The 24182-nt window shown below is 63.1% G+C and carries 22 protein-coding genes and 2 pseudogenes; 13 read left to right on the top strand and 11 right to left on the bottom strand.

Annotated elements, in window-relative coordinates; genetic code table 11:
• Positions 1–101: 101 nt before the first annotated feature.
• The 7 genes and pseudogenes from NKJ40_RS06685 to NKJ40_RS06715 all read left to right on the top strand — a co-directional run.
• A pseudogene (locus tag NKJ40_RS06685) lies at positions 102–344 on the top strand (LacI family DNA-binding transcriptional regulator); the annotation flags it as partial.
• 155 nt (positions 345–499) lie between these two features.
• Positions 500–1864 carry a DUF6600 domain-containing protein gene (locus tag NKJ40_RS06690; protein WP_352465410.1) on the top strand — a complete coding sequence of 455 codons (1365 nt, stop codon included), beginning with the start codon at positions 500–502 and terminating at the stop codon, positions 1862–1864.
• Positions 1865–2180: 316 nt separating this feature from the next.
• Entirely contained in the window at positions 2181–3236 is a 1056-nt protein-coding gene (locus NKJ40_RS06695; RefSeq protein ID WP_352465411.1) for a LacI family DNA-binding transcriptional regulator, read from the top strand.
• Between the two features lie 68 nt (positions 3237–3304).
• Complete coding sequence (locus NKJ40_RS06700; RefSeq protein WP_352465412.1) at positions 3305–4558, top strand: ABC transporter substrate-binding protein; 1254 nt, start codon at positions 3305–3307, stop codon at positions 4556–4558.
• 291 nt (positions 4559–4849) lie between these two features.
• A complete protein-coding gene (locus NKJ40_RS06705) occupies positions 4850–5779 on the top strand; it encodes a carbohydrate ABC transporter permease (protein ID WP_352465413.1) in 930 nt (309 codons plus the stop codon).
• Entirely contained in the window at positions 5779–6636 is an 858-nt protein-coding gene (locus NKJ40_RS06710) for a carbohydrate ABC transporter permease (RefSeq protein WP_352465414.1), read from the top strand. Before NKJ40_RS06705 ends, NKJ40_RS06710 begins: the two co-directional genes overlap by 1 nt.
• 27 nt (positions 6637–6663) lie before the next feature.
• Positions 6664–8646, top strand: coding sequence for a glycoside hydrolase family 127 protein (locus NKJ40_RS06715; RefSeq protein WP_352465415.1), 1983 nt, complete (start codon positions 6664–6666; stop codon positions 8644–8646).
• Here NKJ40_RS06715 and NKJ40_RS06720 read toward each other — a convergent pair.
• Positions 8633–9379 (bottom strand): gamma-glutamylcyclotransferase, encoded by a 747-nt coding sequence (locus tag NKJ40_RS06720; RefSeq protein WP_352465416.1) that lies wholly within the window; start codon positions 9377–9379, stop codon positions 8633–8635. The genes NKJ40_RS06715 and NKJ40_RS06720 overlap by 14 nt on opposite strands.
• A gap of 159 nt (positions 9380–9538) precedes the next feature.
• Between NKJ40_RS06720 and NKJ40_RS06725 the strand changes: the two are divergent.
• The 3 genes and pseudogenes from NKJ40_RS06725 to NKJ40_RS06735 form a co-directional block, all read left to right on the top strand.
• Positions 9539–9616: pseudogene (locus NKJ40_RS06725) on the top strand (hypothetical protein); the annotation flags it as partial.
• Between the two features lie 100 nt (positions 9617–9716).
• Positions 9717–10880 (top strand): putative hexosyltransferase, encoded by a 1164-nt coding sequence (locus NKJ40_RS06730; protein ID WP_352465417.1) that lies wholly within the window; start codon positions 9717–9719, stop codon positions 10878–10880.
• Complete coding sequence (locus tag NKJ40_RS06735) at positions 10867–11499, top strand: hypothetical protein (protein WP_352465418.1); 633 nt, start codon at positions 10867–10869, stop codon at positions 11497–11499. The genes NKJ40_RS06730 and NKJ40_RS06735 overlap by 14 nt, the downstream gene beginning before the upstream one ends.
• Here NKJ40_RS06735 and NKJ40_RS06740 read toward each other — a convergent pair.
• From NKJ40_RS06740 to NKJ40_RS06755, 4 genes are all read right to left on the bottom strand, one after another.
• Positions 11496–11951, bottom strand: coding sequence for a GtrA family protein (locus NKJ40_RS06740; protein WP_352465419.1), 456 nt, complete (start codon positions 11949–11951; stop codon positions 11496–11498). The genes NKJ40_RS06735 and NKJ40_RS06740 overlap by 4 nt on opposite strands.
• On the bottom strand, positions 11929–12621 hold the full coding sequence (locus tag NKJ40_RS06745) for a class I SAM-dependent methyltransferase (protein ID WP_352465420.1): 693 nt from the start codon (positions 12619–12621) through the stop codon (positions 11929–11931). The genes NKJ40_RS06740 and NKJ40_RS06745 overlap by 23 nt, the downstream gene beginning before the upstream one ends.
• Positions 12596–13636, bottom strand: coding sequence for a glycosyltransferase family 2 protein (locus NKJ40_RS06750; protein WP_352465421.1), 1041 nt, complete (start codon positions 13634–13636; stop codon positions 12596–12598). The genes NKJ40_RS06745 and NKJ40_RS06750 overlap by 26 nt, the downstream gene beginning before the upstream one ends.
• 479 nt (positions 13637–14115) lie before the next feature.
• Positions 14116–15498, bottom strand: a complete 1383-nt coding sequence (locus NKJ40_RS06755) for an FAD-binding oxidoreductase (RefSeq protein ID WP_352465422.1) — start codon at positions 15496–15498, stop codon at positions 14116–14118.
• Between the two features lie 226 nt (positions 15499–15724).
• Here NKJ40_RS06755 and NKJ40_RS06760 point away from each other — a divergent pair, with 226 nt between their 5' ends.
• Entirely contained in the window at positions 15725–16732 is a 1008-nt protein-coding gene (locus NKJ40_RS06760; RefSeq protein ID WP_352465423.1) for an AraC family transcriptional regulator, read from the top strand.
• Between the two features lie 131 nt (positions 16733–16863).
• Here NKJ40_RS06760 and efp read toward each other — a convergent pair whose 3' ends face one another.
• Positions 16864–17430 carry an elongation factor P gene (gene efp / locus NKJ40_RS06765; protein ID WP_292661679.1) on the bottom strand — a complete coding sequence of 189 codons (567 nt, stop codon included), beginning with the start codon at positions 17428–17430 and terminating at the stop codon, positions 16864–16866.
• A gap of 114 nt (positions 17431–17544) precedes the next feature.
• Here efp and epmA point away from each other — a divergent pair, with 114 nt between their 5' ends.
• The gene (gene epmA, locus NKJ40_RS06770) at positions 17545–18591 is read left to right on the top strand and encodes an EF-P lysine aminoacylase EpmA (RefSeq protein WP_352465424.1); all 1047 of its coding nucleotides are present in this window, start codon (positions 17545–17547) and stop codon (positions 18589–18591) included.
• Between the two features lie 48 nt (positions 18592–18639).
• Here epmA and NKJ40_RS06775 read toward each other — a convergent pair whose 3' ends face one another.
• The gene (locus NKJ40_RS06775) at positions 18640–18768 is read right to left on the bottom strand and encodes a hypothetical protein (RefSeq protein WP_352465425.1); all 129 of its coding nucleotides are present in this window, start codon (positions 18766–18768) and stop codon (positions 18640–18642) included.
• A 150-nt stretch (positions 18769–18918) separates the two neighbouring features.
• On the opposite strand from NKJ40_RS06775, the gene NKJ40_RS06780 reads away from it, so the two are divergent.
• Complete coding sequence (locus NKJ40_RS06780; protein ID WP_352465426.1) at positions 18919–19593, top strand: DUF8692 domain-containing protein; 675 nt, start codon at positions 18919–18921, stop codon at positions 19591–19593.
• A gap of 76 nt (positions 19594–19669) precedes the next feature.
• On the opposite strand, the gene NKJ40_RS06785 is transcribed toward NKJ40_RS06780, so the two are convergent.
• Genes NKJ40_RS06785 through NKJ40_RS06800 form a run of 4 tightly spaced genes read right to left on the bottom strand, consistent with a single transcriptional unit; the run spans position 19670 to position 24007 of the window.
• Complete coding sequence (locus tag NKJ40_RS06785; RefSeq protein ID WP_352465427.1) at positions 19670–20494, bottom strand: ABC transporter permease; 825 nt, start codon at positions 20492–20494, stop codon at positions 19670–19672.
• A 2-nt stretch (positions 20495–20496) separates the two neighbouring features.
• Positions 20497–21777 (bottom strand): ABC transporter permease, encoded by a 1281-nt coding sequence (locus tag NKJ40_RS06790; RefSeq protein WP_352465428.1) that lies wholly within the window; start codon positions 21775–21777, stop codon positions 20497–20499.
• Between the two features lie 5 nt (positions 21778–21782).
• The gene (locus tag NKJ40_RS06795) at positions 21783–22832 is read right to left on the bottom strand and encodes an ABC transporter substrate-binding protein (protein ID WP_352465429.1); all 1050 of its coding nucleotides are present in this window, start codon (positions 22830–22832) and stop codon (positions 21783–21785) included.
• A 5-nt stretch (positions 22833–22837) separates the two neighbouring features.
• Entirely contained in the window at positions 22838–24007 is a 1170-nt protein-coding gene (locus NKJ40_RS06800; protein ID WP_352465430.1) for an ABC transporter ATP-binding protein, read from the bottom strand.
• Positions 24008–24182: the final 175 nt, after the last annotated feature.

Genomic DNA, 24182 nt, shown 5'->3' on the forward strand with positions numbered 1-24182 from the left:
CTTTTCCCAAATCGCCCCGCATCCGCTGACCTCACCATTCAGCGCCTCGCAGGACCATAAGAGAAAAGCTTTTCTCAAATGGGAGGATCGATATCCAAATCATGGCGTCCGATGCGCAGCCAACGCCCGTCAAGCAGCCCGTCACCCTGCGTGAGGTGGCGGCCCTTGCCGGCGTCAGCGTTGCCACTGCGTCGAAGGCGCTGAACGGGCAGGGGCGGATGACGGCCGAGACGCGGACCCGCATTCGCGAGACGGCGCAGCGGCTTGGCTTTCGCCCAAACAGCCTGGCGCAAAGCCTGTTGCGGCGGCGCTCCTTTACCGTCGGGCTGTTGACCAACGACACCCTATCACCGCGCCTTCGGCGCGCATTTGTGACGGTCACCGCCCTCATGAAGCAACTCTTATCCCAAATATCATCGTGCGATGCCAAGCCGCTGCGGGAGGGGATGCGGGTAACGTCAGCAAAGTGGAACAATCCGGCAGCCGACGGGTTTGTACGATGAAGGGCGATCTGTTTCGGAGGAAGATTACGATGAAACGCGTCCTTGCCCAACATGCGGTGCGACTGATGCTCGGCGGCGTAACCGCCTGCCTGCTCACGGTCGTCGAGATTCCCAACTCAATTGCGCCATTGTCGCTTGTGTCCGAGGCAAGGGCTGCCACCACCGTTTCGATCAGCACGTTCTACGAAGACCTGTCTTCCTATGGTGATTGGGTCTCGTATCACGGAGCGACCGTTTTCGTGCCGGTTGATGTGCCTGACGATTGGCGTCCGTATACGCTTGGACACTGGGTCTATACCGAGCAGTATGGCTGGCTCTGGGTGTCCGACGAGCCATTCGGCTGGGCGACGTACCATTACGGCCGATGGGGCTATGCCGACGATATCGGCTGGTACTGGGTTCCGGGCACTCGCTGGGCGCCAGCATGGGTGAGTTGGCGTCGTGACAGAGAGCACATCATTTGGGCGCCGCTGCCGCCCCGCCGCGATCCGGATTTGATTTCAATCGAGGTGACCTTCGACACGACGCCGGATTATTACTGGGTTGTGGTCCCCACCCGCGAATTCCTTGTTGCGGACATTTCTACCGTCGTTATCCGTGATGAGCCGGGGCGCATTGTCGAGGCGGCCGAACCGGCCGGCGACGTGACGATCCAGAACAATTTGGTGATCAACAAAGTCATTGATGTCGATGTGATCGAAAAGGAGACGAACCAGAAGGTGACTGCCGTCAAGGTCAGCAAGACCGACGCGCCCGAGCAGTCCGGCAAACTGGAAAACGATACGGTCGCTGTCTTTGAGGGCGAGGTGAAAGCCGACCCTAAGGCCAAACCAGCTAAGCTCAAAGACATCGAGGAGGTGAAGCAGGTTCAGGCTGGCCGGAAATCGAAGCCGACCGAAGGCGCTGCAACGACCGAGCAGGCCAAGCCCGAAGAAACCGCCAAGCCTGAGAAGCCGAAGGCCAAGGAGCAGCCGGCCACCGAGCAGCAGCAGGCCGAGCCCGGCAAGGCGGCCAAGCCTGAGAAGCCGAAGGCCAAGAAGCAGCCCGCCGCCGAGCAGCAGCAGGCCGAGCCGGAACAGGCGGCCAAGCCTGAGAAGCCGAACGCCAAGAAGCAGCCCGCCGCCGAGCAGCAGCAGGCCGAGCCGGAACAGGCGGCCAAGCCCGAGAAGCGGAAGGCCAAGAAGCAGCCCGCCGCCGAGCAGCAGCAGGCCGAGCCGGAACAGGCGGCCAAGCCCGAGAAACCGAAGGCCAAGAAGCAACCCGCCGCCGAGCCGCAGCAGGCCGAGCCCGAGCAGGCGGTCAAGCCCAAGCCACAGAAACAGAAAAACAAGGCGTGCGATCCGCAGACTGAGAACTGCTAGCTCTGCGGGTAGACTGCGGCACCGCGATTATTCGATCGCGGCGCCCGCTGAAAGGCAATGCACGCCAAAGCTGCTCGCCCTCTTTCCTTCGGGCCGCCATGGCAGATCCTGGACCCAGGGCAGCGAGTCGTACTTGACTGCCGAACATGCCTGTAACCAGGCCATTCCCTCTTGCCATCCTTGCATCCTTCCCCTAATCTTCCTTTTGAGAAAACCTTTTCCCAACTCTGCCGGCATCCGCTGACTTCACCAATCAGCACCTCGCAGGCCCATAAGAGAAAAGCTTTTCTCAAATGGGAGGATCGATATTCAAATCATGGCGTCCGACGTCCAGCCAACGCCTGTCAAGCAGCCGGTCACCCTCCGTGAGGTGGCCGCGCTTGCCGGCGTCAGCGTCGCTACGGCCTCCAAAGCACTGAACGGGCAGGGGCGGATGACGGCCGAGACGCGGACCCGGATTCGCGAGACGGCGCAGCGGCTTGGCTTTCGCCCGAACAGCCTGGCGCAGAGCCTGCTCAGGCGGCGCTCCTTTACCGTCGGGCTTTTGACCAACGACACCTATGGCCGCTTTTCGCTGCCGCTGATGGCCGGCGTTTCCGATGCGCTGGTCGATGCCGGCGTCTCGGTGTTTTTGTGCAATGTCGAGGACGACCCGCGCCTTGCCCAGCTGCATGTCGATGCCATGCTCGACAAGCGCGTCGACGGCATCATCGCCACCGGCAAGCGCATCGACCGCCATCTGCCGGTCGACCTCGCCAATCTCGGCATTCCGGCGATCTACGCATTCACCGAGCCCGATCCCGGCGCCATCGCGTTCGTCTCCGACGATGCCGGCGGCGCGCGGCTGGCGGTCGAGCATTTTTGCCGGCTCGGGCGACGGCGCATCGCCCATGTCAGCGGGCCGGCGAGCTTTGCCGTGGTGCATGCCCGCGCCGAGGCTTATCGCGCGGTACTGGCCGAGAACGGCCTGCCGGTCATGGAGCCGCTGCTCGGCCCGTGGTCGGAGGCCTGGGGCCACGAGGCGGTCAAGACGCTGTTCGAGGGCGAGGGTTTCGACGGCACGCGCGAAAAACCCGATGCGGTGTTTTGCGGCAACGACCAGATCGCGCGCGGCGTCATCGATGCCTTGCGCGAGCGCGGTATCGGCGTGCCGGACGAGGTCGGCGTCATCGGCTTCGACAATTGGCAGATCGTCGCCGAGGCGACTCGCCCGCCGCTGACCTCGGTCGACATGAACCTGGCCGCGCTCGGGCGCGAGGCCGGCCTTGCCTTGCTTTCGCTCGTCGGCGGCGAACCCGCTCTGCCGGGCATCAGAAAACTGCCGTGCCGGCTGGTGGTGCGTCAGTCATGCGGCCGTCCGCCGGACGGCTGAACGAAACGGGCCGTGTCGATAGTCACCCGTACGGGCGCGGCTAAATTAGAACCATGTGGAGGAGAACCATGAGAACCATCATTACCGGGCTCGCCATTGCCGCGAGCATCCTGGGCACGCTGGCGACGGTCGGCTCGGCCGCCGCCGACACCGCCAACATCTGGGTGCGCGCCGACGGCTCGAACTTCATGCCGCGCATCGTCGACGCCTTCAACAAGGGGCATCAGAACCAGATCAAGCTGGACATCATTCCCAACGCCGAAATCATCCCGAAATACGGCGCGGCCGCTGCCGGCGGCACGGCGCCCGATGCGCTGTCGCTCGACCTGATCTATACGCCGTCCTTCGCTGCCGCCGGCCAGCTGGAAGACATCACCGACTGGGCGAAATCGCTGCCCTATTTCGCCAGCCTGTCGCCGGCGCATGTCAAGACCGGCACCTATAAGGGCCGCATCTACGGGCTGCCGTTCTCGGCCGACTCCTCGGTGCTGATCTGGAACAAGAAGCTGTTCAAGCAGGCCGGCCTCGACCCGGAAAAGGGCCCGACCAACTGGGCCGAGATCGAAGCCGACGCCGAAAAGGTCAACGGGCTCGGCGGCGACATCAAGGGCTTCTATTTCTCCGGCAATTGCGGCGGCTGCAACATCTTCACCTTCACGCCGCTGATCTGGGCCTCGGGCGGCGACATCCTCACGGAGGACGGCTCCAAGGCGACGCTGGACACGCCGCAGATGCGCGGCGCCATCGACCTCTACCGTTCGATGGTCAAGAAGGACCTGGTGCCTTCAGGCGCGCAGACCGACACCGGCTCCAACTTCTTTGCCGCCTTCGCCACCGGCAATATCGGCATCTCGCCGTCCGGCGCCTTCGCCATCGGCGCGCTCAACACGCAATACCCCGACATCGACTACGGCATCACCTTCCTGCCCGGCAAGGACGGCGGCTGGTCGTCGTTTGCCGGCGGCGATAATTTCGTCGTCACCAAAGGCACCACCAAGGTTGCGGTGGTGAAGGAGTTCCTCGATTTCGCCTATTCGCTCGAGGGCCAGACCATTCTGGCGAAGTATGGCAGCCTGCCGGTGCGCGGCGACATCGCCAAGGACGCGCTTAAGGACCTCGATCCGCGCTACCAGATCGCCGCCGAAGCCATGGCCAAGGGCCGCACGCCCTATTCGGTGGTGTTCAACGATCTGATAAACTCGGCCAACGGTCCGTGGAACCAGATGATGAACGAGGTCTTCTTTGGCGAAGACGTCGACGGCGCTATCGCCAATGCGCAGGAAACCATGCAGTCGATCATCGATTCGGCGCCGCAGAAGTAGGCGCCGACGCCCACCTCCCCCTCGAGGGGAGGTCGGACCGAAGGTCCGGGTGGGGTCGTTGCGGCAGTGCTCGACATTTCTGTCGGCGCACTTCGCAGAGGACCCCACCCCCGCAGCCCCTTAACCTCCCCCTTGAGGGGAGGTCGGACCGCAGGTCCGGGTGGGGTCATCGCGGCAGTGCTCGACGCTCTTTTGATGTCGGCGCGCTTCGCGGAGGACCCCACCCCCGGCCTTCGACCGGACCCTCCCCTCAAGGGGGAGGGGGACGTAGCGCTAACGGAAGACCACGGCATGACCACCATCACAGCAACCACCGCCGCGCCAGCGCGCGCATACAAACTCGTCGGCGCCGGGCGCCGGCAGTGGATCGGCTTGCTCTATGTCGCGCCGGCCGTTGCCCTTGTCGTCGTCTTCTTCATCGTGCCGCTTTGCATGACCGCCTGGATGTCGCTGCACAACTGGCCGCTGATGGGCGCGCACAGCTTTGTCGGCCTCGATAATTACTGGGCGATCCTGCGCGACACCCGCTTCTGGAACGCGCTGAAGTTCACCGGCTATTACACGGTGGTGGTGACGATCGCGATCTTCGCCGTCGCCTTTCCGCTGGCGCTGTTCATCGAAAGGCCGCGGCCGCTGACCGGCTTCTACCGCACCTCCTTCTTCATGCCGGCGGTCATCGGCTTCGCCTCGGCCAGCCTGCTCTGGTCGTGGCTGCTCAACGTCGATTCCGGCCTGTTCAGCCCGGCCGCCTTCGAGCTCGGCCTGACCGAGAAGAAATTCAATCTGCTGGCGACCTTCCAGCCGGCCTTCTGGTCGATCATCGCCATGGTGGTGTGGAAGGTGGCGGGCTTCACCATGATCATCCTGATGACCGGCCTGCAATCGATCCCTCCGGATCTGCAGGAGGCGGCGATGATCGACGGGGCAGGGCCGCTGGCGCGGTTCCGCGCCATCACCTTGCCGCTGATGCGCCGCACGCTGGCGCTGGCGCTGATCCTGTCGGTCGCCGGCTCGATCCTCGCCTTCGACCAGTTCTACATCATCCTGCGCGGCGGGCCGCGCAACCAGACGCTGACCGCCGTCTACTGGATCTTCAACCAGTCCTTCGTGTCGTTCAAGCTCGGCTATGGAGCAGCACTTTCGATGATCCTGCTGATCATCCTGGTGGCGCTCAGCCTCATCCAGCTGCGCCTGCTGCGCAATCCGGAGGGTGTCGACTGATGGCGCAGGCTCGCACCCGCAAACGCCGCATCGGCATGCAGATTGCCGAGCACTCGACCGGCATCATCGCATCCATACTGTTCATCGCGCCGATCGTCTGGACCGTTCTTTCGGCCTTCAAGCCGGCGCAGGAGGCGCGTCAGCCGCCGCTGCCGCCCTGGCCGACGACCGGGTTTTCGCTCGAGAACTACGCCACGCTCAACACCTTTGGCGACGGCCTCTGGCTGCCGGCGCAGAACAGCATCTATGTCTCTGTCATGACGGTAGTGCTATCGGTGATCGTCAGCGTGCTGGCCGGCTATGGTTTCTCGCGCTTCCGCTTTCCGCTGAAGAACCTGCTCTTCGTCGTCATCCTGTCGACGATCATGATCCCATTCCAGTCGATCCTGACGCCGATCTTCCTGGTGCTGACCAAGATCGGCCTGCACAACACGCTGACCGGACTGGTCTGCGTCTACGTCACGCTGCAGCTGCCGTTCTCGATCTTCATGATGCGCAACGCCTTCGACGCGGTGCCGCGCGAGATCGAGGAAGCCGCGCGCATGGACGGCGCCAACAACGTCACCATGCTGCTCAGAGTGATGCTGCCGCTGGTCTGGCCGGGCATCGTCACCATCGCGCTATTCGCCTTCCTCGGCGCCTGGAACGAGTTTTTGGCGGCCCTGGTGCTGATGACAGACCAGTCGAAATTCACGCTGCCGATCATGATGACCGCACTGCAGTCCGGCCGCTTCGGCGCCATCGACTGGGGCGCCGTGCAGGCCGGCGTCACCGTCATGATGGTGCCGTGCCTGGTGCTCTTCTTGGCTCTGCAGCGCTTCTACATCCGCGGCCTGATGGCAGGGGCCGTGAAGTGACCAATCGAACCGAACCGGAGTAAATTGATGACCGCATCGCAATCCGCCAGTCAGGGCGCCAAGCCGAAACTCGCCTTCCGCCCGCTGCCGGTGCCGCAGGTCGACGTGCGCGGCTTCTGGGGCGACCGCGTCGATGCCGTCGCCTCGAAGACCGCCGGCATCCTCTACGACCGCTGTGTCGAGGCGCGCATGCTCGAGCAGATCGACCCGGACCGGCCATCGCCCGGCGTCGTCATTCCGTTCCACTCACCCTCGCCCGACGAGGCCGCCACCGCCGGCAACGAGTTCACCGGCTCGACGGTGACCACCCAGATGTTCTGGGACTCCGATTGGGGCAAGACCATCGAGACCGCCGCCTATTCGCTCTACCGCCGCCGCAACGAGGAGCTGGAGAAGAAGATCGATGCCGTCATCGACATGTACGGCAAGCTGCAGCAGCCCGACGGCTATCTGTCGAGCTGGTACCAGCGCATCCAGCCCGGCCTGCGCTGGACCAATCTGCGCGATTGCCACGAGCTCTATTGCGCCGGCCATCTGATCGAAGGCGCGGTCGCCTATTACCAGGCCACGGGCAAGCGCAAGCTGCTCGACATCATGTGCCGTTATGTCGACCATATCGCCGAGACGTTCGGTCCCGAGCCCGGCAAGAAGAAGGGCTATTGCGGCCACGAGGAGATCGAGCTGGCGCTGGTCAAGCTGGCGCGGGTGACTGGCGAGCGCAAATACATGGAGCTTGCCAGATACTTCATCGACCAGCGCGGCCAGCAGCCGCATTATTTCGACGAGGAGGCGCGCGCCCGCGGCGCCGACCCCAAGGCCTATCACTTCAAAACCTACGAATACAACCAGTCGCACAAACCGGTGCGCGAGCAGGACACGGTCGTCGGCCATGCGGTGCGGGCGATGTACCTCTATTCGGGCATGGCCGACATCGCCACCGAATATGGCGACGACACGCTGCGGGTGGCGCTCGACCGGTTGTGGGACGATCTCATGACCAAGAACCTCTACGTCACAGGCGGGCTCGGGCCGTCGTCGCACAATGAGGGTTTCACCGCCGATTACGACCTGCCCAACGACACTGCCTATGCCGAGACCTGTGCTTCGGTCGGCCTGGTGTTCTGGGCAAGCCGCATGCTCGGCATGGGCCCCAATGCGCGCTACGCCGACATCATGGAGCGGGCCCTCTACAACGGCTCGATCTCCGGCCTGTCGCTCGACGGCTCGCTGTTCTTCTACGAAAATCCGCTCGAAAGCCGCGGCGCCCACCACCGCTGGAAATGGCACCGCTGCCCGTGCTGCCCGCCCAATATCGGGCGCATGGTCGCCTCGATCGGCAGCTATTTCTATGGCCTGTCGGACACAGCACTTGCCGTCCATCTCTATGGAAACGGCACGGCTCGTTTCGATATCGCCGGGACGCAAATAGAGCTCACCCAAACCAGCAATTATCCCTGGGACGGCGCGGTCTCGATCTCCGTCGAACCGAAAGCTCCGACCGAGTTCACCTTGCATCTGCGCCTGCCGGCCTGGTGCCGCAAGGCGGCGCTCAAGGTCAATGGCGCCTCTGTCGATCTGGCTGATATAACCAGCGACGGCTACGCCGCGATCCGCCGCGAATGGCGCAAGGGCGACCGCGTCGAGCTCGACCTCGAAATGGCCGTCGACCGCCTCTACGCCAACCCGCAGGTGCGGCAGGATATCGGCCGCGTCGCATTGGCGCGCGGGCCGCTGATCTATTGCGTCGAGGAGACCGACAATTCCAGCCAGCTGCACCGCATCGCCCTGCCGCGAACGGCCGACATCGAGGCACACAAGCAGCCGAACCTTCTGGGCGGCGTCGTGACACTTTCGGCGATTGCCAAAAAGGAGGCTTTCGAAAACTGGGAAGAGGGGCTCTACCGCACCGAACCGCCGGCAGCCGAGGAGGCAAAAGTCACCGCCGTGCCGTATTTCGCCTGGGACAACCGCGACCCCGGCGAGATGCTGGTCTGGCTCAGGGACGAATGAACCCCGACGGCGGCGCCCGACCTATCTCCTCGGCCACAAGCTCCTGCAGCTGCCAGAGATTGCGGTCGCGGATGCCGCACGCGTCGAGATGGCGAATGGTCTCGAACAGATATTCGGCGCCCGAACCCCAATGGCCGACGGCCGTGGCCAGGGTCGCCGCTATCGCTCGCTTTTCGAGCTTGCCGGCATAGCGCGGATTGGCGGGATCGACAACGAAACCAAGCGCTTGGCCCATGCCGTCGCCCGTCCTGACCTGCAGCCAGCGCGGCACGTTGACGGCCGGCAGGATGGTCATCTCACGGCGCAGCAGCGCTTCGAGATTGGCCGCCACGGGCTCGGCGATCTCGAACACCATGCCCTGACATTGGCCGCCGCGGTCGAGCGCCATCATCAGGCCGGGCAGCTCGACGGTGCCCCTGAAGCGTTGCACCGTAAAACAGAACGAACGGTGCCAGCCCGTTGCAACGGCCCGTTCGCCACCCCTGACCTCGCCGGCCGGCTTCCACAGCAGCGAACCATAGGCGAACAGCTTCACCGGCCCGGCCGGCGCGCCGGCCAGCACCTCGTCGCGAATGCGCGCGTAATCGGCATCGGTCATGTAGACCATGCCCGGCGTCGGCCCGGCGTCCTCGACCGCCCGCAAGGTGCGGGCGACCAGCGCCTCGGTCAGCGCCATCGGTGACTTGCGCGGCGCCGACCGACGCCGCGATGCGGCGGAAATGACCTTGCTCATCCTCGTGCTCTCAGCTTTTGCCGCCATGTTGCCGAAGGCTGGAGGATTCTCAAGGGCCGAGTACACCGGGGCGGTCGGCAAATTGCCGAAGAGGAGGCTTTCGAAAATTGGGAAGAGGGGCTCTACCGCACCTAACCGCCGGCGGTCGAGGACGCGAAGGTCACCGCCCTGCCGTACTTCGCCTGGGACAACCGCGACCCCGGCGAGATGCCGGTCTGGCTCAGGGACGCCGGATAGGTATTGCCGATTTGAGCAGCGCTGCATGCCTTGAATTCGCCAGGGCTCGCGTCATCTAGCTTTGAGTGGCGCCAGCCACTTGAACGGGTGGAGGCAGATTTTGGCGCTCGAAGCTGTCGCGCGTCCGAACGCCGGTGGCCGCCTTGTTGCGGTAGCCGTCGTGGCGGTGCCGTTGCTGTTCGTCGTCAGTGGACTGGCCATCCGCTATGCCGCCTTCGCTTCGGTCTCGTCGGAGGCAGGCTTCGCGGCCTATGCCCAGGCGCTCTGCCGCTGGGATTGCGCGTGGTATGTCGGCATTTCCGAACACGGCTATGAGCGCTTTCCCATTCCAGGCCAGAGCAATGTCGGACGCTGGGGCTTCTTCCCGCTCTATCCGATGCTGGTGGCGACCATTCGGTCTGTTTTCCCTTTCCCGACCATTCTGGTCGCATCGATCACATCGATTGCGTGCAGCTATGCCGCCTGCTTGGTGGCGTGGCCGCTGCTCGAGAAGAACATGCGCGCATATGTGCTGTATTGCGCGTTTCTGCTCAGCGGCCCGTTCTCCTATCACTTCACGACTTTCCTGACCGAACCTCTTTTCGTGCTGCTGACGTCGTGCGTTTTTCTGGCGCTCAAACGCTCCAGCTATCTGGCTGCGGGACTGTCATCGGCTCTCCTGTCGGCAACCAGGCTCGTCGGAGTGCTTGTTGTATTCGCGACCGTCATTCAGATGTTCAGGGATTACCGCGCAAAGGGCCGGCCGACGCTGTCGTTCCCGCGTTGGCTGCTTGGCCAACCGGATCTGCTCGTCGCCATCTTCATCTCGCCTGCCGGTCTATTCGCCTACATCCTGTTCCTCTATCTGACCGTCGGCGACGGCTTTGCCTTCCTGCACGTGCAGCGCGCGTTTGGACGGGTGGCGGGCAATCCGCTCGCTTTCGTATGGGATGGGCTCTCGGCTGTTCCGACGACTGGGTGGTTGCCCACAGCGCCGCAATGGAGCGCGCTCGCCGCACTCATCGGACTGGGGCTATCGGCGATTCTGGCGGTTCGCAGGCAATATGGCGCCGCGTTGTTCTGCGCCTGCTGCATCATCCTGCCGCTGATCACGAACTTGGCGTCGATGGTCAGATACGTCGTCGGGCTTGCGCCTCTGACAATGTTGCTAGCCATGCTGCTGTCCGTGTCGAAGCTGACTTATCTCGCGGCTCTGGGCCTCTTCCTAAGCGCCTGTTATTTCATGACCGTGGCATGGATCGGAGGCTATCTTGCCCTGGTCTAGCTTTCCGGAGCCATATCGGCGCTCCGCCTCGTTCGGCGGCTACGCGCTGGCGGCGGTTCTGGCGGGAACAGAAATCGTCATTCTTGCGCTTGCTCTTAATCCGAATGTCAACGCCGATTATCGCGCCTATTATATTGACCGGACGACGACCTGCCTCAATCGCGATGCGGTCGGCAGCTATGCCCTAGGCGAGACGGTGTCGTTCCGGTCCGACGGAGCCAAAAAGGCAGCCGGCATGAGGGTCTGCGGCTGGTCGGGGCCTGTTGCCGACGGCACCCATTCCCTGGGCGAGACCTCGCGGCTTCGCCTGAAGATACCGCCGCTCCGCGACAGCGTGACGGCCACGCTGCAAATGGCCGCCGTCATTCGCCCGCCGCAGGTCACGCAGCGGGTTATGATTTCGGTGAATGGCGTTCGGGTGCATGCGGTGACGCTGTCCGGCAAAGAGCCGCGAACGGTCTCGTTCGTCGTTCCAACGGCGGCTCTCGCCGAGGCTAAAACACTCGACATCGCTTTCGACTACCTCGACGGCATTCCGCAAACTCCGGCCGCCAGCAACATCTACAAACGCTCGATCAAATTGTTGTCGTTACGGCTCGATCCCATTGAGGCGAGTTAGGGCGGGCGATCACGCTGCTGGCTGCGTCTTCGCTGCTGAAAAACCCAGCGGTCGAGCATGAGAAGATTGACCGCTGGAACAAGCAGGCATGTAACCAGAATGGCAATGATCGGCGGCAGGCCGAGTTTGGCCGTCAAAAGCGCCGGCGCCGCGTAGGCGACGGCGAAGCCTGTCGCCGTCAGCAAGAAAAAACGCGGAGCTTCCGATCGATGCGATCCGCTCGACGCGAAGGTCACGAACTTATGCGCGAGATAAGAAAACAGGGCGGCTGCGGTGTAAGCCGCGAGCGAGGCACCGACCGGCGAGAGGCCGAACCGTTGCCATTTTACCAAAGCGGTGGCCATCACTGCATAAAGGATCGTTGCGGCGATGCCGACGGACCCGAAACGCGCCAGCAGCCTCAGCCCGGCGTCGCTGGTCGAACGGCGCTCAGACATGCGCACTGCACGCATACTGCGCTCCAAGCGGCAAAGGCGCGAATACCCGCTCGACTCTTCTGGCGAAAGTCGTTGCCGACGGCAGCAGCAGGAAATGCTCGGATCGGATGTCCGTGAAGCCGGCCTGCTGAAACAGGGACGCTGCGTTGGCGGAGTTGAGCAGGACCGCGTCGTGGTCGAACGGACACCGGAACACAGCAAGGCGCGTCAGTGGATTGTAGGGATTGTGCTCAATGATGCAGGCGACGCCGCCCGGCCGTACGACGCGCCGCATTTCCAGGAAGAAATCGAGCCAGGAGGAGGGCGGAACGTGATGGACGACGCAACTGGCGAAAGCCAGATCGAACGCGCCATCCTCGTAGGGCAGGCTCGGCGTGGTACAGGCCCTGTAGGTCACACCTGGATTGTCCTTGCCGGCGCGCAAAATTGATTGCTCCGACACGTCGCAACCATCGAGGCTGTCGAAAGCGCCGTCGAGGTGGGGGTGGAGCGAACCGACGCCGCAGCCAACATCCAGCGCTCTTACAGCCGACCCACCCTCCCGAAGCTTTCGCTCGAAGACCAGACGCCGCAGCAGATCCGCCTTGGCGACAAGGAAGAAGTCGTGGCTGAGTCCGGAAAACCGGATGGACCCTTCGACCGCCTCGCCATAGTGGGATTTATAGCTGTCGAAGAGTTCGGCCATTGGCGGGGACTCCACTCCTGGGCTTGCGAAATGACCGGCGGCGCTCACCGGAGCCGGCACGCATCGCCTCGTCGAAGCCGGTGAGCCGATCGATCACATAAAGCGGGCGGCGTTTCACCTCGGCATGGATGCTGCCGACGTAGAGTCCGACCACGCCGGTCATGAAAAGATTGATCCCGCACAGGAGCGACACGATCACCACCGTGGATGTCCACCCGGCAATGATACCGGTTTCAAAAAACCAGGCAAAGATGGCGTAAGCGCCAAAGGCCCCCGCAAGCGCGGAAATGGCCAATCCGCCCCAGAGCGCCAGGCGCAACGGCTTCTCGGAGAAGCTGACGATGCCGTGAACTGCGAGGTGCATCATTTTCCAGAATGGGTATTTGGTCTGGCCCAGGGTTCGCGCGTGGCGCTCAAATGGCACAGCCGTCTGCTTGAAGCCCATCCAGCCGAACATGCCCCTGACGAAGCGGTCATGTTCAGGCATACACTTGAAGGTTTCCAGCGCCTTGCGGCCGACCAAGCGGAAGTCACCGACGTCGCGCGGAATATCGACCGAGGTCATTTGCTCCAGCAGTCGATAGAATAGACTTGCCGTAAAGACCTTGAACCAGGATTCGCCCTCGCGCTTGACTCGGCGAGCATAGACGATCTCAAAGCCTTCCTTCCACTTAGCCACCAGATCGAGAACGACTTCCGGCGGGTCTTGCAGGTCGGCATCCATGACGATGACGGCATCGCCCGCAGCGGCGTCCATACCGGCGGTAATCGCCACCTGGTGGCCGAAATTGCGGGAAAATTCGATCAGCCGAAAGCGCGGCTCGGCGGCGACCACTTTTTGAAGGTATTCGACGCTTCCATCGACGCTTCCGTCATCGACGAAGATGGCCTCCGTTTCGCCGTCCAGCCTGCCGATAAGCGAACTGATGCGCTCGATAAGCCGAGGCAGCACCTGTTCTTCATTGTATATGGGCAAGACCAGCGAATAGCGCGGCGGTGAGCTGTTCACCGTCATTCCAGCCCCTTGGACCAAAGACTCTCGCATGCGGTTGAAAATGGAACGCAAGCTACAAAGTTCCAAGGGCACTTAAGAAACTGCTAATTTAGCTAATTCTGAAGGGGATACCGGTCCTCGAGGAGGACTGAAGGGTGTCGCGGTGACGTCGGACGTCCGCATCGAAGCGTGGAATTATCGGTAGGCTGCCGGCGCGATCGGCCTGAAGGGAAGCAGCCGCTGAGGCATAACCCTTTGACCGCATTGCCTGCTCCCGGACTTGCCGGTTGAAGCAGCGCTACGGGTGACCTGAGCGTGCGGGCCGACCGCTTTTGCTGCATGTCAGACATGGCTCATGGAACATGGTCGCCGAGCCCGGCCGAGTATCGCGCTTGCAAGGCCGGCGAGCGTCCTGACCGGCAACCTATCGTACCGGGCTGGGCCTAAGCTGGCCGCAGCCGGTACGACACAACGCTTTGCCGGCCTGACGAAGACCGCCGTCAAGCAGCCGGCCGGATGTTTTGGTTCACCCGGAAGAGGTTGTTCGGGTCGTATTTTCTCTTCAGCGTAGCCAGGCGCTCGTAGTTGTCGCCATAAGCCGCCTTGATTCTTGCATCGCCCTCGTCATCCATCATGAAGTTCAGGTAGGCGCCACCCAGATCGAACGGATGCACGGCCTCCCAGTAGGCCTTGGTCCAGCGTGTCACCGGCCCCGCTTTCTGTGGGTCCGGATCGATCCCGGCGATGACCATCGACCAGGTCGCATCACGGTAATTCCAGGGTGTCTCGTCTCTGCCGACGCGATGGACGGCACCATCGATCGGATAGAGGTGCATGAGCGATAGCTCGCTCGGTGTTTTCGCCGCCTGCTTGAGATGAGCGTCGATCGCCTCGTCGGACAGCGTCTTGACAAAATCGCCCCTCCAATACCACTGCATCCCCTTCGGGTAGAGCCCATCGAACATGCTCTGCACCGCGGGATAGGGCATCGTTCCCATCCAGTTGAACCAAGGCGCGGGCAGCGCATTGAGCAGCGGGGCCAGCGCCTCTCTGCCCTTTTCCTCCGGGCCATTATAGCAACACATCAGCAGACACATCCGCTTTCCCCAAAACTCTTCGGGGAACGGTGCGCTCGACAGGATGGTCTTGAGCCCGAGAAAGATCCCGAGTTCTTCGGGCGCGTTCGGCAGGAACTCGCGATAATGCTGCATGATGGTACGGGCGTGGCGCTGATCCCATGCGATCGGCCCCGCAAAGACCATGCTGACCTGGTGGAGCTTGAACACAAAGCTGGTGACGATGCCGAAATTGCCGCCGCCGCCGCGAAGCGCCCAGAACAGGTTGGGGTTCCGCTCCTTGCTGGCGGTGACGAAGCTTCCGTCGGCAAGCACGACATCGGCCTCGACCAGATTGTCGATGGTCAGGCCATATTTGCGCGTCAGATAGCCGTGACCGCCGCTCAGCGTCAGTCCGGCGACCCCGGTGGTCGAGATGATGCCCGCCGGTACGGCCAGGCCAAAGGCATGCGTGGCGTGGTCGAGGTCGCCCTGAGTGCAGCCCGGGCCTACCCGCGCCGTACGGGCATCCGGGTCGACGCGCACGCCGTTCATCGCCGACAGGTCGATCACCAGACCGTCGTCGCAGCTCCCCAATCCTGGCCCGTTATGGCCGCCGCCACGTACCGCAACCAGCAAATTGTTGTCGCGGCCGAAATTCACCGCTGTGATCACGTCGGCGACGTCGACACAGCGGGCGATGATCAGCGGCCGCTTGTCGATCATTCCGTTGTAGAGCTTGCGGGCCTCGTCATAGCTGGCGTCGCCGGCGCGGATGACTTCGCCCCGCAGGCTTGCTGCGAATTTGGTGATGTCTTCATCGTTCATGACATTCCTCCCTGTTATTGGACCTGTCGGCCGGCCGACGAAACGCTAGTCCCGTCCGCTGCTCCCGCAAATGTCACATCGTCCATTTCTGTTGCCCGATCGTTCAGACTAGGATTAGACCGGATGGGTAGTTGCTCGGGCGGCTGTATTGCCGGATAGTTCGAGATGCCTGGCCGAAAACCTCGTTGTCAAAGGGAGTAGCCGATCGTTTCCGGAGGTGTAGTGCATGGATGTCCTTTCCGATGTGCTCCGAGCCGTTCGCCTCACCGGTGCGATCTATTTCGACGTCGACGCTAGCTCTCCCTGGGTCGGCGAGTCGCCGGGCACGGCCGACATTGCCGCCGCCATCATGCCGGAGGCAGAGCACATCATTTCTTTTCATGCCGTGATGTCGGGCTCGTGCTGGGCCGCGCTGGGAGACGATTCGGTGCCCCCGGTGCTCGTGACCGCCGGTGATGTCGTTGTCTTCCCCGGTGGTGTTCCGAATGTGTTGAGCTCCTCGCCCGGGGCGCGGGGCGAACCCAATATGGCGATGTATTATCGGCCGATAGACGAGAGCCTGCCGTTCGCGGTGATCCATGGTGGCGGCGGAGACGAGCGGACCCGGTTCATTTGCGGGTATCTTGGCTGCGATGCGCGTCCCTTCAATCCTCTCCTCGCCGCATTGCCGGCCATCCTGTGTGCCCGCAAGCCCGCCGATGGAAGCAGCTGGGTTATCGACCTTTATCGGCTGGCGCTGGCAGAAGGTGGCAGTGGGCGGGCGGGCTGTGAAACGATCCTCGCCAAGCTGAGCGAGCTGATGTTTGTCGAGATCATCCGCCGCCATCTCGAGACCCTCCCCGACGATTCGCGCGGCTGGCTGTCAGGCCTACGGGATCAACACGTCGGCGAGGCGCTCCGGCTCATCCACGCTCGCCCCAGGGAGGAATGGACATTGGATCGGCTCGCCCGCGAAGTAGGGCTCTCACGCACAGCATTTGCGAGCCGCTTTACCCACTATGTCGAGGTCTCGCCCATGCACTATCTTGCTCGCTGGCGTCTGCAACTGGCGGGACGTTTGCTCGAACGGCCCGAAATGAGCATCGCGCAAGCGGGTGCCGAGGTCGGCTACGAGTCGGAAGCCGCCTTCAATCGCGCCTTCAAAAAGTTCGTCGGCATTCCACCTGGCACCTGGCGAAAGGGACGGTCGGCGTTGCTCGAGGCTCAGAGATTGCCCGCTGGCGTCGTGCAATAGGAAAGAATTAGCAGGGCGCTGACGCTTCGGTCTGCGTGCAGCGTCCCAATGCTCGAAAGCCCCTGGCGCAAAGCGGTAGACGATGACCGGCCGCCTCGACGCTTTCGGCGAGGCGTTTCAGGCTTCGCGCCTCAATCCTTCGCGCGCTCGACATAGGCGGCATCGGCCGTCATCACCACCACGCGGGTGCCGGCGCTGATGTGTGGTGGCACCAAAGTACGCACGCCGTTGGACAGCGTTGCGGGCTTGTAGGATGACGATGCCGTCTGGCCCTTGGTCACCGGCTCGGTCTCGACCACCTCGAAAGTGGCGCGCTGCGGCAGTACCAGCGAGATGGCGATGTTGTTGTATTGCGAGATCTGTACCGGCATGCCTTCCACCAGATAAGGCGCCATGTCGCCGACCACACTTTCCGGCACCGCGACCTGGTCGTAGGTCTCAGGGTTCATGAAGTGAAAGCCTTCGCCGTCGCGGTAGAGGAACGTGTGCTCGCGCTCCTCGACATAGGCGCGCTCGACCTGCTCGGTGGTGCGGTAACGCTCGGAAACCTTTACCCCGTCAGAGATACGCCGCATGTCGAGCTGGGTGACCGGCGTACCCTTGCCAGGATGAATGTTTTCGGCAAAGAGGATCACATAAAGCTTGCCGTCCTTTTCGACGACGTTGCCTTTGCGTAAGGAGCTGGCGATGACCTTCACGGGTTTCCATCCTGATAAAATTTGTTGGCGCAAATCGGCTGGAGAGGCCGTTGCGTGCGGCCTAGCGCATCTTGGCCGCAATCGCCAGCCCTCTGTGCAATTCCCCTGAAGCCGATGACCGCCGCCTCGCCGTGGTGGACGCCGCATGTCCATGCCGACCGCCGGCCGCGGCTGATCCTGCGCAATGCCATTGCCGCCGGCATGCGCGATTGGTTCGCCCGCGGCGACTTCGTCGAGGTGGAGACATCGGCCCTGCAGGTCTCGCCCGGCAATGAAGCGCACCTGTCGGCCTTTGCCACCGAGGCGATCGGGCCGGACGGGCAGCGCCAGCCGCTCTACCTCCACACTTCGCCGGAATTCGCCTGCAAGAAGCTGCTTGCCGCCGGCGAGGAGCGCATCTTCAGCCTCGGGGCTGTCTGGCGCAACCGCGAGCGCGGCCCCTTGCACCATCCGGAGTTCACCATGCTCGAATGGTACCGCGTCGGCGAGACCTATGAGAGCCTGATGCGCGATTGCGCCGAGCTCGTTGCGCTGGCGGCCGAACGGGCGGGCGCAAAGCGCTTCGGCTTCCGCGGCCGCGAGGCCGACCCGTTTGCCGAGCCGGAACGGTTGAGCGTCGCCGAAGCCTTCATGCGCCATGCCGGCATCGATCTGCTGGCGACGGTTGCAGCCGACGGCAGCACCGACCGCGCGGGGTTGCATGCCGCCCTGATCCAAGCCGGATTGAGGACCGCGCCCGACGACAATTGGGCCGACCTGTTCAGCCGGGTGATGGTCGAAAAAATCGAACCGGCGCTGGGGCAGAGGCGCGCCACCATCCTTTTCGGATATCCGATCTCGGAGGCGGCATTGGCCCGGCCGAGCGCCGACGATCCGCGCACCGCCGAGCGCTTTGAGCTTTATTGCTGCGGCGTCGAGCTCGCCAACGCCTTTGGCGAGTTGACCGATCCGGCCGAGCAGCGCCGGCGTTTTGCCGCCGAAATGGACGAAAAGCAGCGTGTCTATGGCGAACGCTACCCGATCGACGAGGATTTCCTCGCCGCGCTTGCCATCATGCCGCAGGCGAGCGGCGCGGCGCTCGGCTTCGACCGGCTGGTGATGCTCGCCACCGGCGCGCTCAGGATCGACGACGTGATCTGGACGCCGGTGGCTGGTCCCTGACGATAGGTTTTGCTGACCGACGCGTCAGATTTGGAACCAATTACATGGTCAGGCTAGGCCGCCGCTGGCTGCGTCGGCCAGAAGACTAGCGACGACGAGCAGGATGATCAGCAGACTCATCATCAGCGTGCCGGCGGCGGTGATTGCTGGGAGAGCTTTTCGCGCGGCCGTTGGCACTGGCCAGGAACTCCATCACGACGACCTCATGGGCGAAGCGCTGCAACCGTTCCGTGTGTTGCCGCCATCATGGCGGGCCGGCATAGTGCTGGCGGAGTGCTCGGCGCAGCGGAGCTACCGGCCGTCGTACTCAGAATGGGCTTCGGCACAATGCCAGACAAGAATGCGCTGGACACAAAGCATGGCGGCGAATGGAGGATGTCCTGGCGCTTGGTCATGCTTGCGGCCGCAGCGATTAACGTTGTGATGCTCTTGGCCGCGCTGTTCGCCGCGCAAAGTCTTGGTCTGGACGCTACGATCTTCTATCGAGATCCATCTGCAGCCGCCGATGTCGGCTTCTATACGGGGTGGATTTCGTCCCTGGGTGCTTCGCTATGGATCGGCACCGGTGCGGCGACCCTGTTTGCTGGACTGCTCACGCGCCGATGGGATTGCACGTTTCTCGGCGGCCTTACCCTGGTCATGGGCCTCGATGACCTGTTGTTGATCCATGAGGACGTGCTGCCCGTTTTTGCGATACCAGAGATTGTTGCGATGATTGCCTACGCCGTCGCCGGGTTGTTCTGGTTCTTTCGGCTGCGACGCAAGACATTCGACGGCACGATCGTGTTTTTGGCTGCAGGCTTCCTACTCGCGATGTCAGCAGCGATCGACCAGCTGGGAGAGCTGTTTCCTACCCCGGGTTCGGCGGTCGACATCGCCGAAGACGCCATCAAAGAGCTTGGCATCTTCCTTTGGGCGGCAGGTGCCGTTGGGTACGCCGCCATGGTGACACGATTGGGCCGCCCGTGGGTGGATCCAGCCGATCCCAACTCGACAGGCTGACTGTCGCACACGCCGCGTCTTCGACTGGCGCCGACGCCGCCAGCGGTGCGGCCGTCGCAACCGCCGTACGACATTCCTAGTCGATGCGTGGTCGCTGCTTGCCACGGCGCGCCAGAAGATTAGCGACGACGAGCAGGATGATTGACAGCCCCATCATCAGCGTTGCGGCGGCGGTGATTGCCGGGGAGAGCTTTTCGCGTAGGCCGATGAACATTTCGAGCGGCATCGTGCGTTGGTTGGCACTGGCCAGGAACTGCACCACGACGACCTCGTCGAACGAGGTGACGAAGGCGAAAGCGGCCCCTGACAGCACGCCGGGCAGGATCAGCGGCAGCATCACCCTGAAGAATGATGTGATGGGCTTTGCTCCGGAGATGGCGGCAGCGCGCATCAGATTGCGGTCGAAGCCGGTGAGGCTAGCTCCCACCGTGACTACGACGAACGGGCTGGCCAGCGCGGTGTGCGCCAGGATGATGCCGGCATAGGTGCTGGCCAGGCCGACACGTGCGTAGAACAGGTACGAGCCGACGGCGGTGATCACCACCGGCACGATCAGCGGTGATAGCAACAGCGGCATGACGATGCGGCGGCCGGGAAACTTTTCGTCGGAAAGCGCAATTGCTGTCAACGTGCCGAGCATCGTCGCGATCAGCGTCGTCCCGAACGCAACGATCAGGCTGTTGCCGATCGCCGATTGCCAGCGTTGGGTGCCGAGCACGACCGCGTACCAGCGCGTCGAAATCCCCTCCAGCGGAAAGATGAAGAAGGCGCCGCTGTTGAACGACAAGGGGACGGGAACGAGGATCGGCACGAGGAGGAACAGGATCACCATGCCGCACCACAGCCAGAGCAGGGTGATGCGGATTCTTTCGCCTGTCGTCGGATAGGGAGACAGCAGCATGGCTACACCAGCTTGAGACGGTCGAGGCCGAGGATGCGGGCGAAGATGCCAAACAGCGCCAGCGTGAAGACGAGCAGGATGAAACTCAGCGCCGCCGCCATCTCCCAGTTCAGCTCGACATTGACGTAGTTGGCGATGAAATTGCTGATCAGCTGGTCGCTTGCCCCGCCGATGAGCGCCGGCGTGATGTAATAGCCGAGGCAGAGAATGAAGGTGAGCAGGCAACCGGCCATGACGCCCGGAAAAACCTGTGGAAGATAGACGCGGCGGAACGCGGTGAAGGGTTTTGCACCGAGTGAATAGGCGGCCTTCATCTGCGAGGCCGGGATCGTGCGCATGACACTGTAGATCGGCAGCAGCGTGAACGGCAGCTGGATATGGGTCATGGCGATGATCAGGCCGATGCGGCTGTACATCAGGTCGAGCCGGTCGTCGGCAATGCCGAGCCACAACAGCAAATCGTTGACCAGGCCGAATTTCTGCAGGAGCACTGTCCACGCCGCTGTTCGCACCAGGATCGACGTCCAGAATGGCAGCAGCACCGCGACGATGAGGATGGCGGCGAGGCCCTTGGGCACGGCGGCGATGAGGTAGGCGAGGGGGAAGCCCAGTATCAGCGTGGCCAGCGTCACCGCCGCGGCGACGAAGAATGTGCGCATGAACACCTGCAGGAAGATCGCCTGTTGCGGCGGCACTCTTTCAATGCCTCCGTCGGCGTTCCAGCGCAGATCAAGCGCGCTCAGCAAGTAGAACGACGTCACGCTGTGGGTGCCGCTCTCGATGACCGGCCATGTGCCGGGCGCCGACCAGAACGGCACGGCTTTCATCACCTCCAGCGGCGGCCTGTCGGCAGCCTCCAGTTGGCGTACCGTCTTGAGCACCTGGCTGCGCGCACCGGGCAGGCGGGCGTTGAGGCTCTTGGCAAGTTCGTAGGCGGTGCCCTTGGCCTGGTTGCTCCGGAGGTCGGCGGCAAGGGCCAGGAAGGCGGCATCGCCTGGCAGTCCCGTGCCGTTCCAGCCGCGCAGCGCCTGGCTGGTCTGCGGCAGGGCGTCGGCAATCGTCGGATCGTAGACGGCGCGCGACAGCAGCAGGACGATCGGGATGCCGAAGCTCAGCGCCAGCAGCACAAGCAAAGGCGCCGCCAGCGCCAGCGACCGCAGCCGGTCGCCAAACTCGGCGCGCCGAAGTTTTGCCGTGACGGATTTCGCCGCCTTGGCATCGGCGGCCGACCGGTCGCGCGCGATGCGCGGCCGATCCAATTCCGTGGGCTCAAGCGCCGTCATTTTTCCTACTGCGCGAGCCAGGCGTTGAAGCGCTTGACCAGATCTTCGCCGTAGTCGCCCCAGAATTCGGTGTCGGCGACCAGATAAGCGCTCATATGGTCGGGCGCGTTCGGCAATTTGGGCAGCGCGTCCGGCGCGACAAAGGAAGCTGCATCGGTCCGCACCGGCCCGTAAGTGATGTAGCTGGCGAGCTTGGCGTTGTTTTCCGGCTGGCTGATATAGGCAAGATATTTGTAGGCCAGCTCTGGGTTCTTGGCCCCCTTCGGAATGGCGATCATGTCGTATTCGAGGATCTGGTTGTTCCAGACGATCTTGAATGGCGCCCCGTCCTTGTCGATCGCATTCTGGATACGGCCGTTCCAGGCGGTGGTCATCACCACTTCCTTGGATGCCAGGAGCTGCGGCGGCTGTGCGCCGGCATCCCACCAGACAATATCGTTCTTGATGGTGTCGAGCTTCTTGAAGGCGCGGTCGACGCCCTCCGGCGTGGCCAGCACCTTGTAGACATCGGCCGGCGCGACGCCATCGGCCATCAGCGCCCATTCCAAATTCTGCGCCGGGAACTTGCGCATCGCGCGCTTGCCCGGAAACTTGGTCGTGTCGAAGATGTCGAGCACCGAGGTCGGCGCCTCTTTCAGCACGTTGGGGTCATAGGCGAGCACGTCGCCATAGGCGTCGAGGCCGACGCCGCAGTCGAGCGCGGAGCCTTCGAGGAATTTTTCGCGCGGCGCGATCTTGGAATAGTCGAGGCGCTCGAGAATGCCGGCGTCGCAACCCTGCAGCACGGTCGCGGTCTCGACCGTCACCAGGTCGATCGGCACGTTGCCGGTGTCGACCATGGCTTTGACCTTGCCGAGATCGCCAAGATATTCCTGCTCGACGATCTTGGCACCGGTCTCCTTGCTGAACGGCTCGAACCATGCCTTGCGCTGGGCATCCTGCCAGGCGCCGCCGCTGGCCATGATCGAAAGCTCGTCGGCGAAGGCGACATGTCCTGAGGTGATGAATGCTGTGGCTGCCGCAAAGGCGAACAGCCGTGCTTTGGTGATTTTCATTGTTGTTATTCCCCTGTTTTCGAGATGGAACCGCCCGTTCCGGCATCTGCCGGGAAGGCACGGCAGTCGTTGGGCGCGCAGGAAACCGTGACCGGTTCCCCGTTGCCCATGGTCGCTTCGGGGCCGACCTTGACGGTCAGCACCTGTCCGTTTTCCAGCCTGGCCAGAAGACGCTGGTGGTCGCCGAGATAGATGCGGCCATCGACCGTGCCGGCCAACGCATTTGCTCCGTTCGAAGCGGGCGCAAGCTTCAGCCGCTCCGGGCGGATAGCGACATGGCAGGCCGCGCCCTCCGCAACACCGATGGCCAGCGCGGTTAACGAACCGCCGCCGTCCAGCGCAACGCGGCACTCCTTGCCAGAGACGCGGTCGACCTTGCCGAGCAGCGTATTGTTCTCGCCGATGAAGCTTGCGACAAACGAAGTTTGCGGCGCGTTGTAGAGATCATCAGGCGAACCGAGCTGGGCAATCCCGCCATTGTTGAAGACGGCGACTCGGTCCGACATGGTCAGCGCCTCGCTCTGGTCGTGCGTCACATAGACGATGGTGACGCCGAGCATGGTGTGCAACTGCTTGATCTCGAGCTGCATATGCTCGCGCAGCTTCTTGTCGAGCGCACCGAGAGGCTCGTCCATCAGCACCAGGCTCGGCTCGAACACCAGCGCGCGGGCAAGCGCGACACGCTGCTGCTGGCCGCCGGAAAGCTGTGCCGGCCGCCGGTCGCCGAACTGCCGCAGCCGCACCATGTCGAGCGCGCGGCCGACGCGGGCTGCGATGTCCGTCTTGGTAATCTTGCGGACTGAGAGCGGGAAGGCGACGTTTTCCTCGACGCTCATGTGGGGAAACAGCGCGTAGTTCTGGAACACCATGCCGATGTTGCGTTCGTAGGGCGGCAGCCTGTCTACCGACCGGCCTTCAAGCGCAATGACGCCGCTGGTCGGCCGTTCGAACCCTGCAAGCATGTTGAGCGTCGTCGTCTTGCCCGAACCGGAGGGTCCGAGAAGGGTAAGGAACTCGCCGCGCGCAACGCCGAGGTTCAGCCGCGTTACCGCGAAGGTGCGGCCGTCATAGGATTTCTCGACATCGATGAATTCGACAAATCCATGGCTGCCGGCATCGGCTGCCCGTGCAGGCTCGGCACTGTCGCGTGACAAGGCTGTTGCTTCGGCGGTCACGGACGCAAGTCCGTCGAGCTGCGGCAGAAGCTGCTTGTCGAAACGAGGTGGTGCTTGCCGTTCATGTATCGGTCTCGCATGACGCTGCCGCACAATGGCGGCAAACCAAACTTGTATGCTCACACAATCAATCGCTAAAGGACCATAGATGCAGACAAGTTTGGCCGTCAAGCGG

It is taken from the genome of Mesorhizobium sp. M0119, assembly GCF_040322615.1.
Classification (GTDB): domain Bacteria; phylum Pseudomonadota; class Alphaproteobacteria; order Rhizobiales; family Rhizobiaceae; genus Mesorhizobium.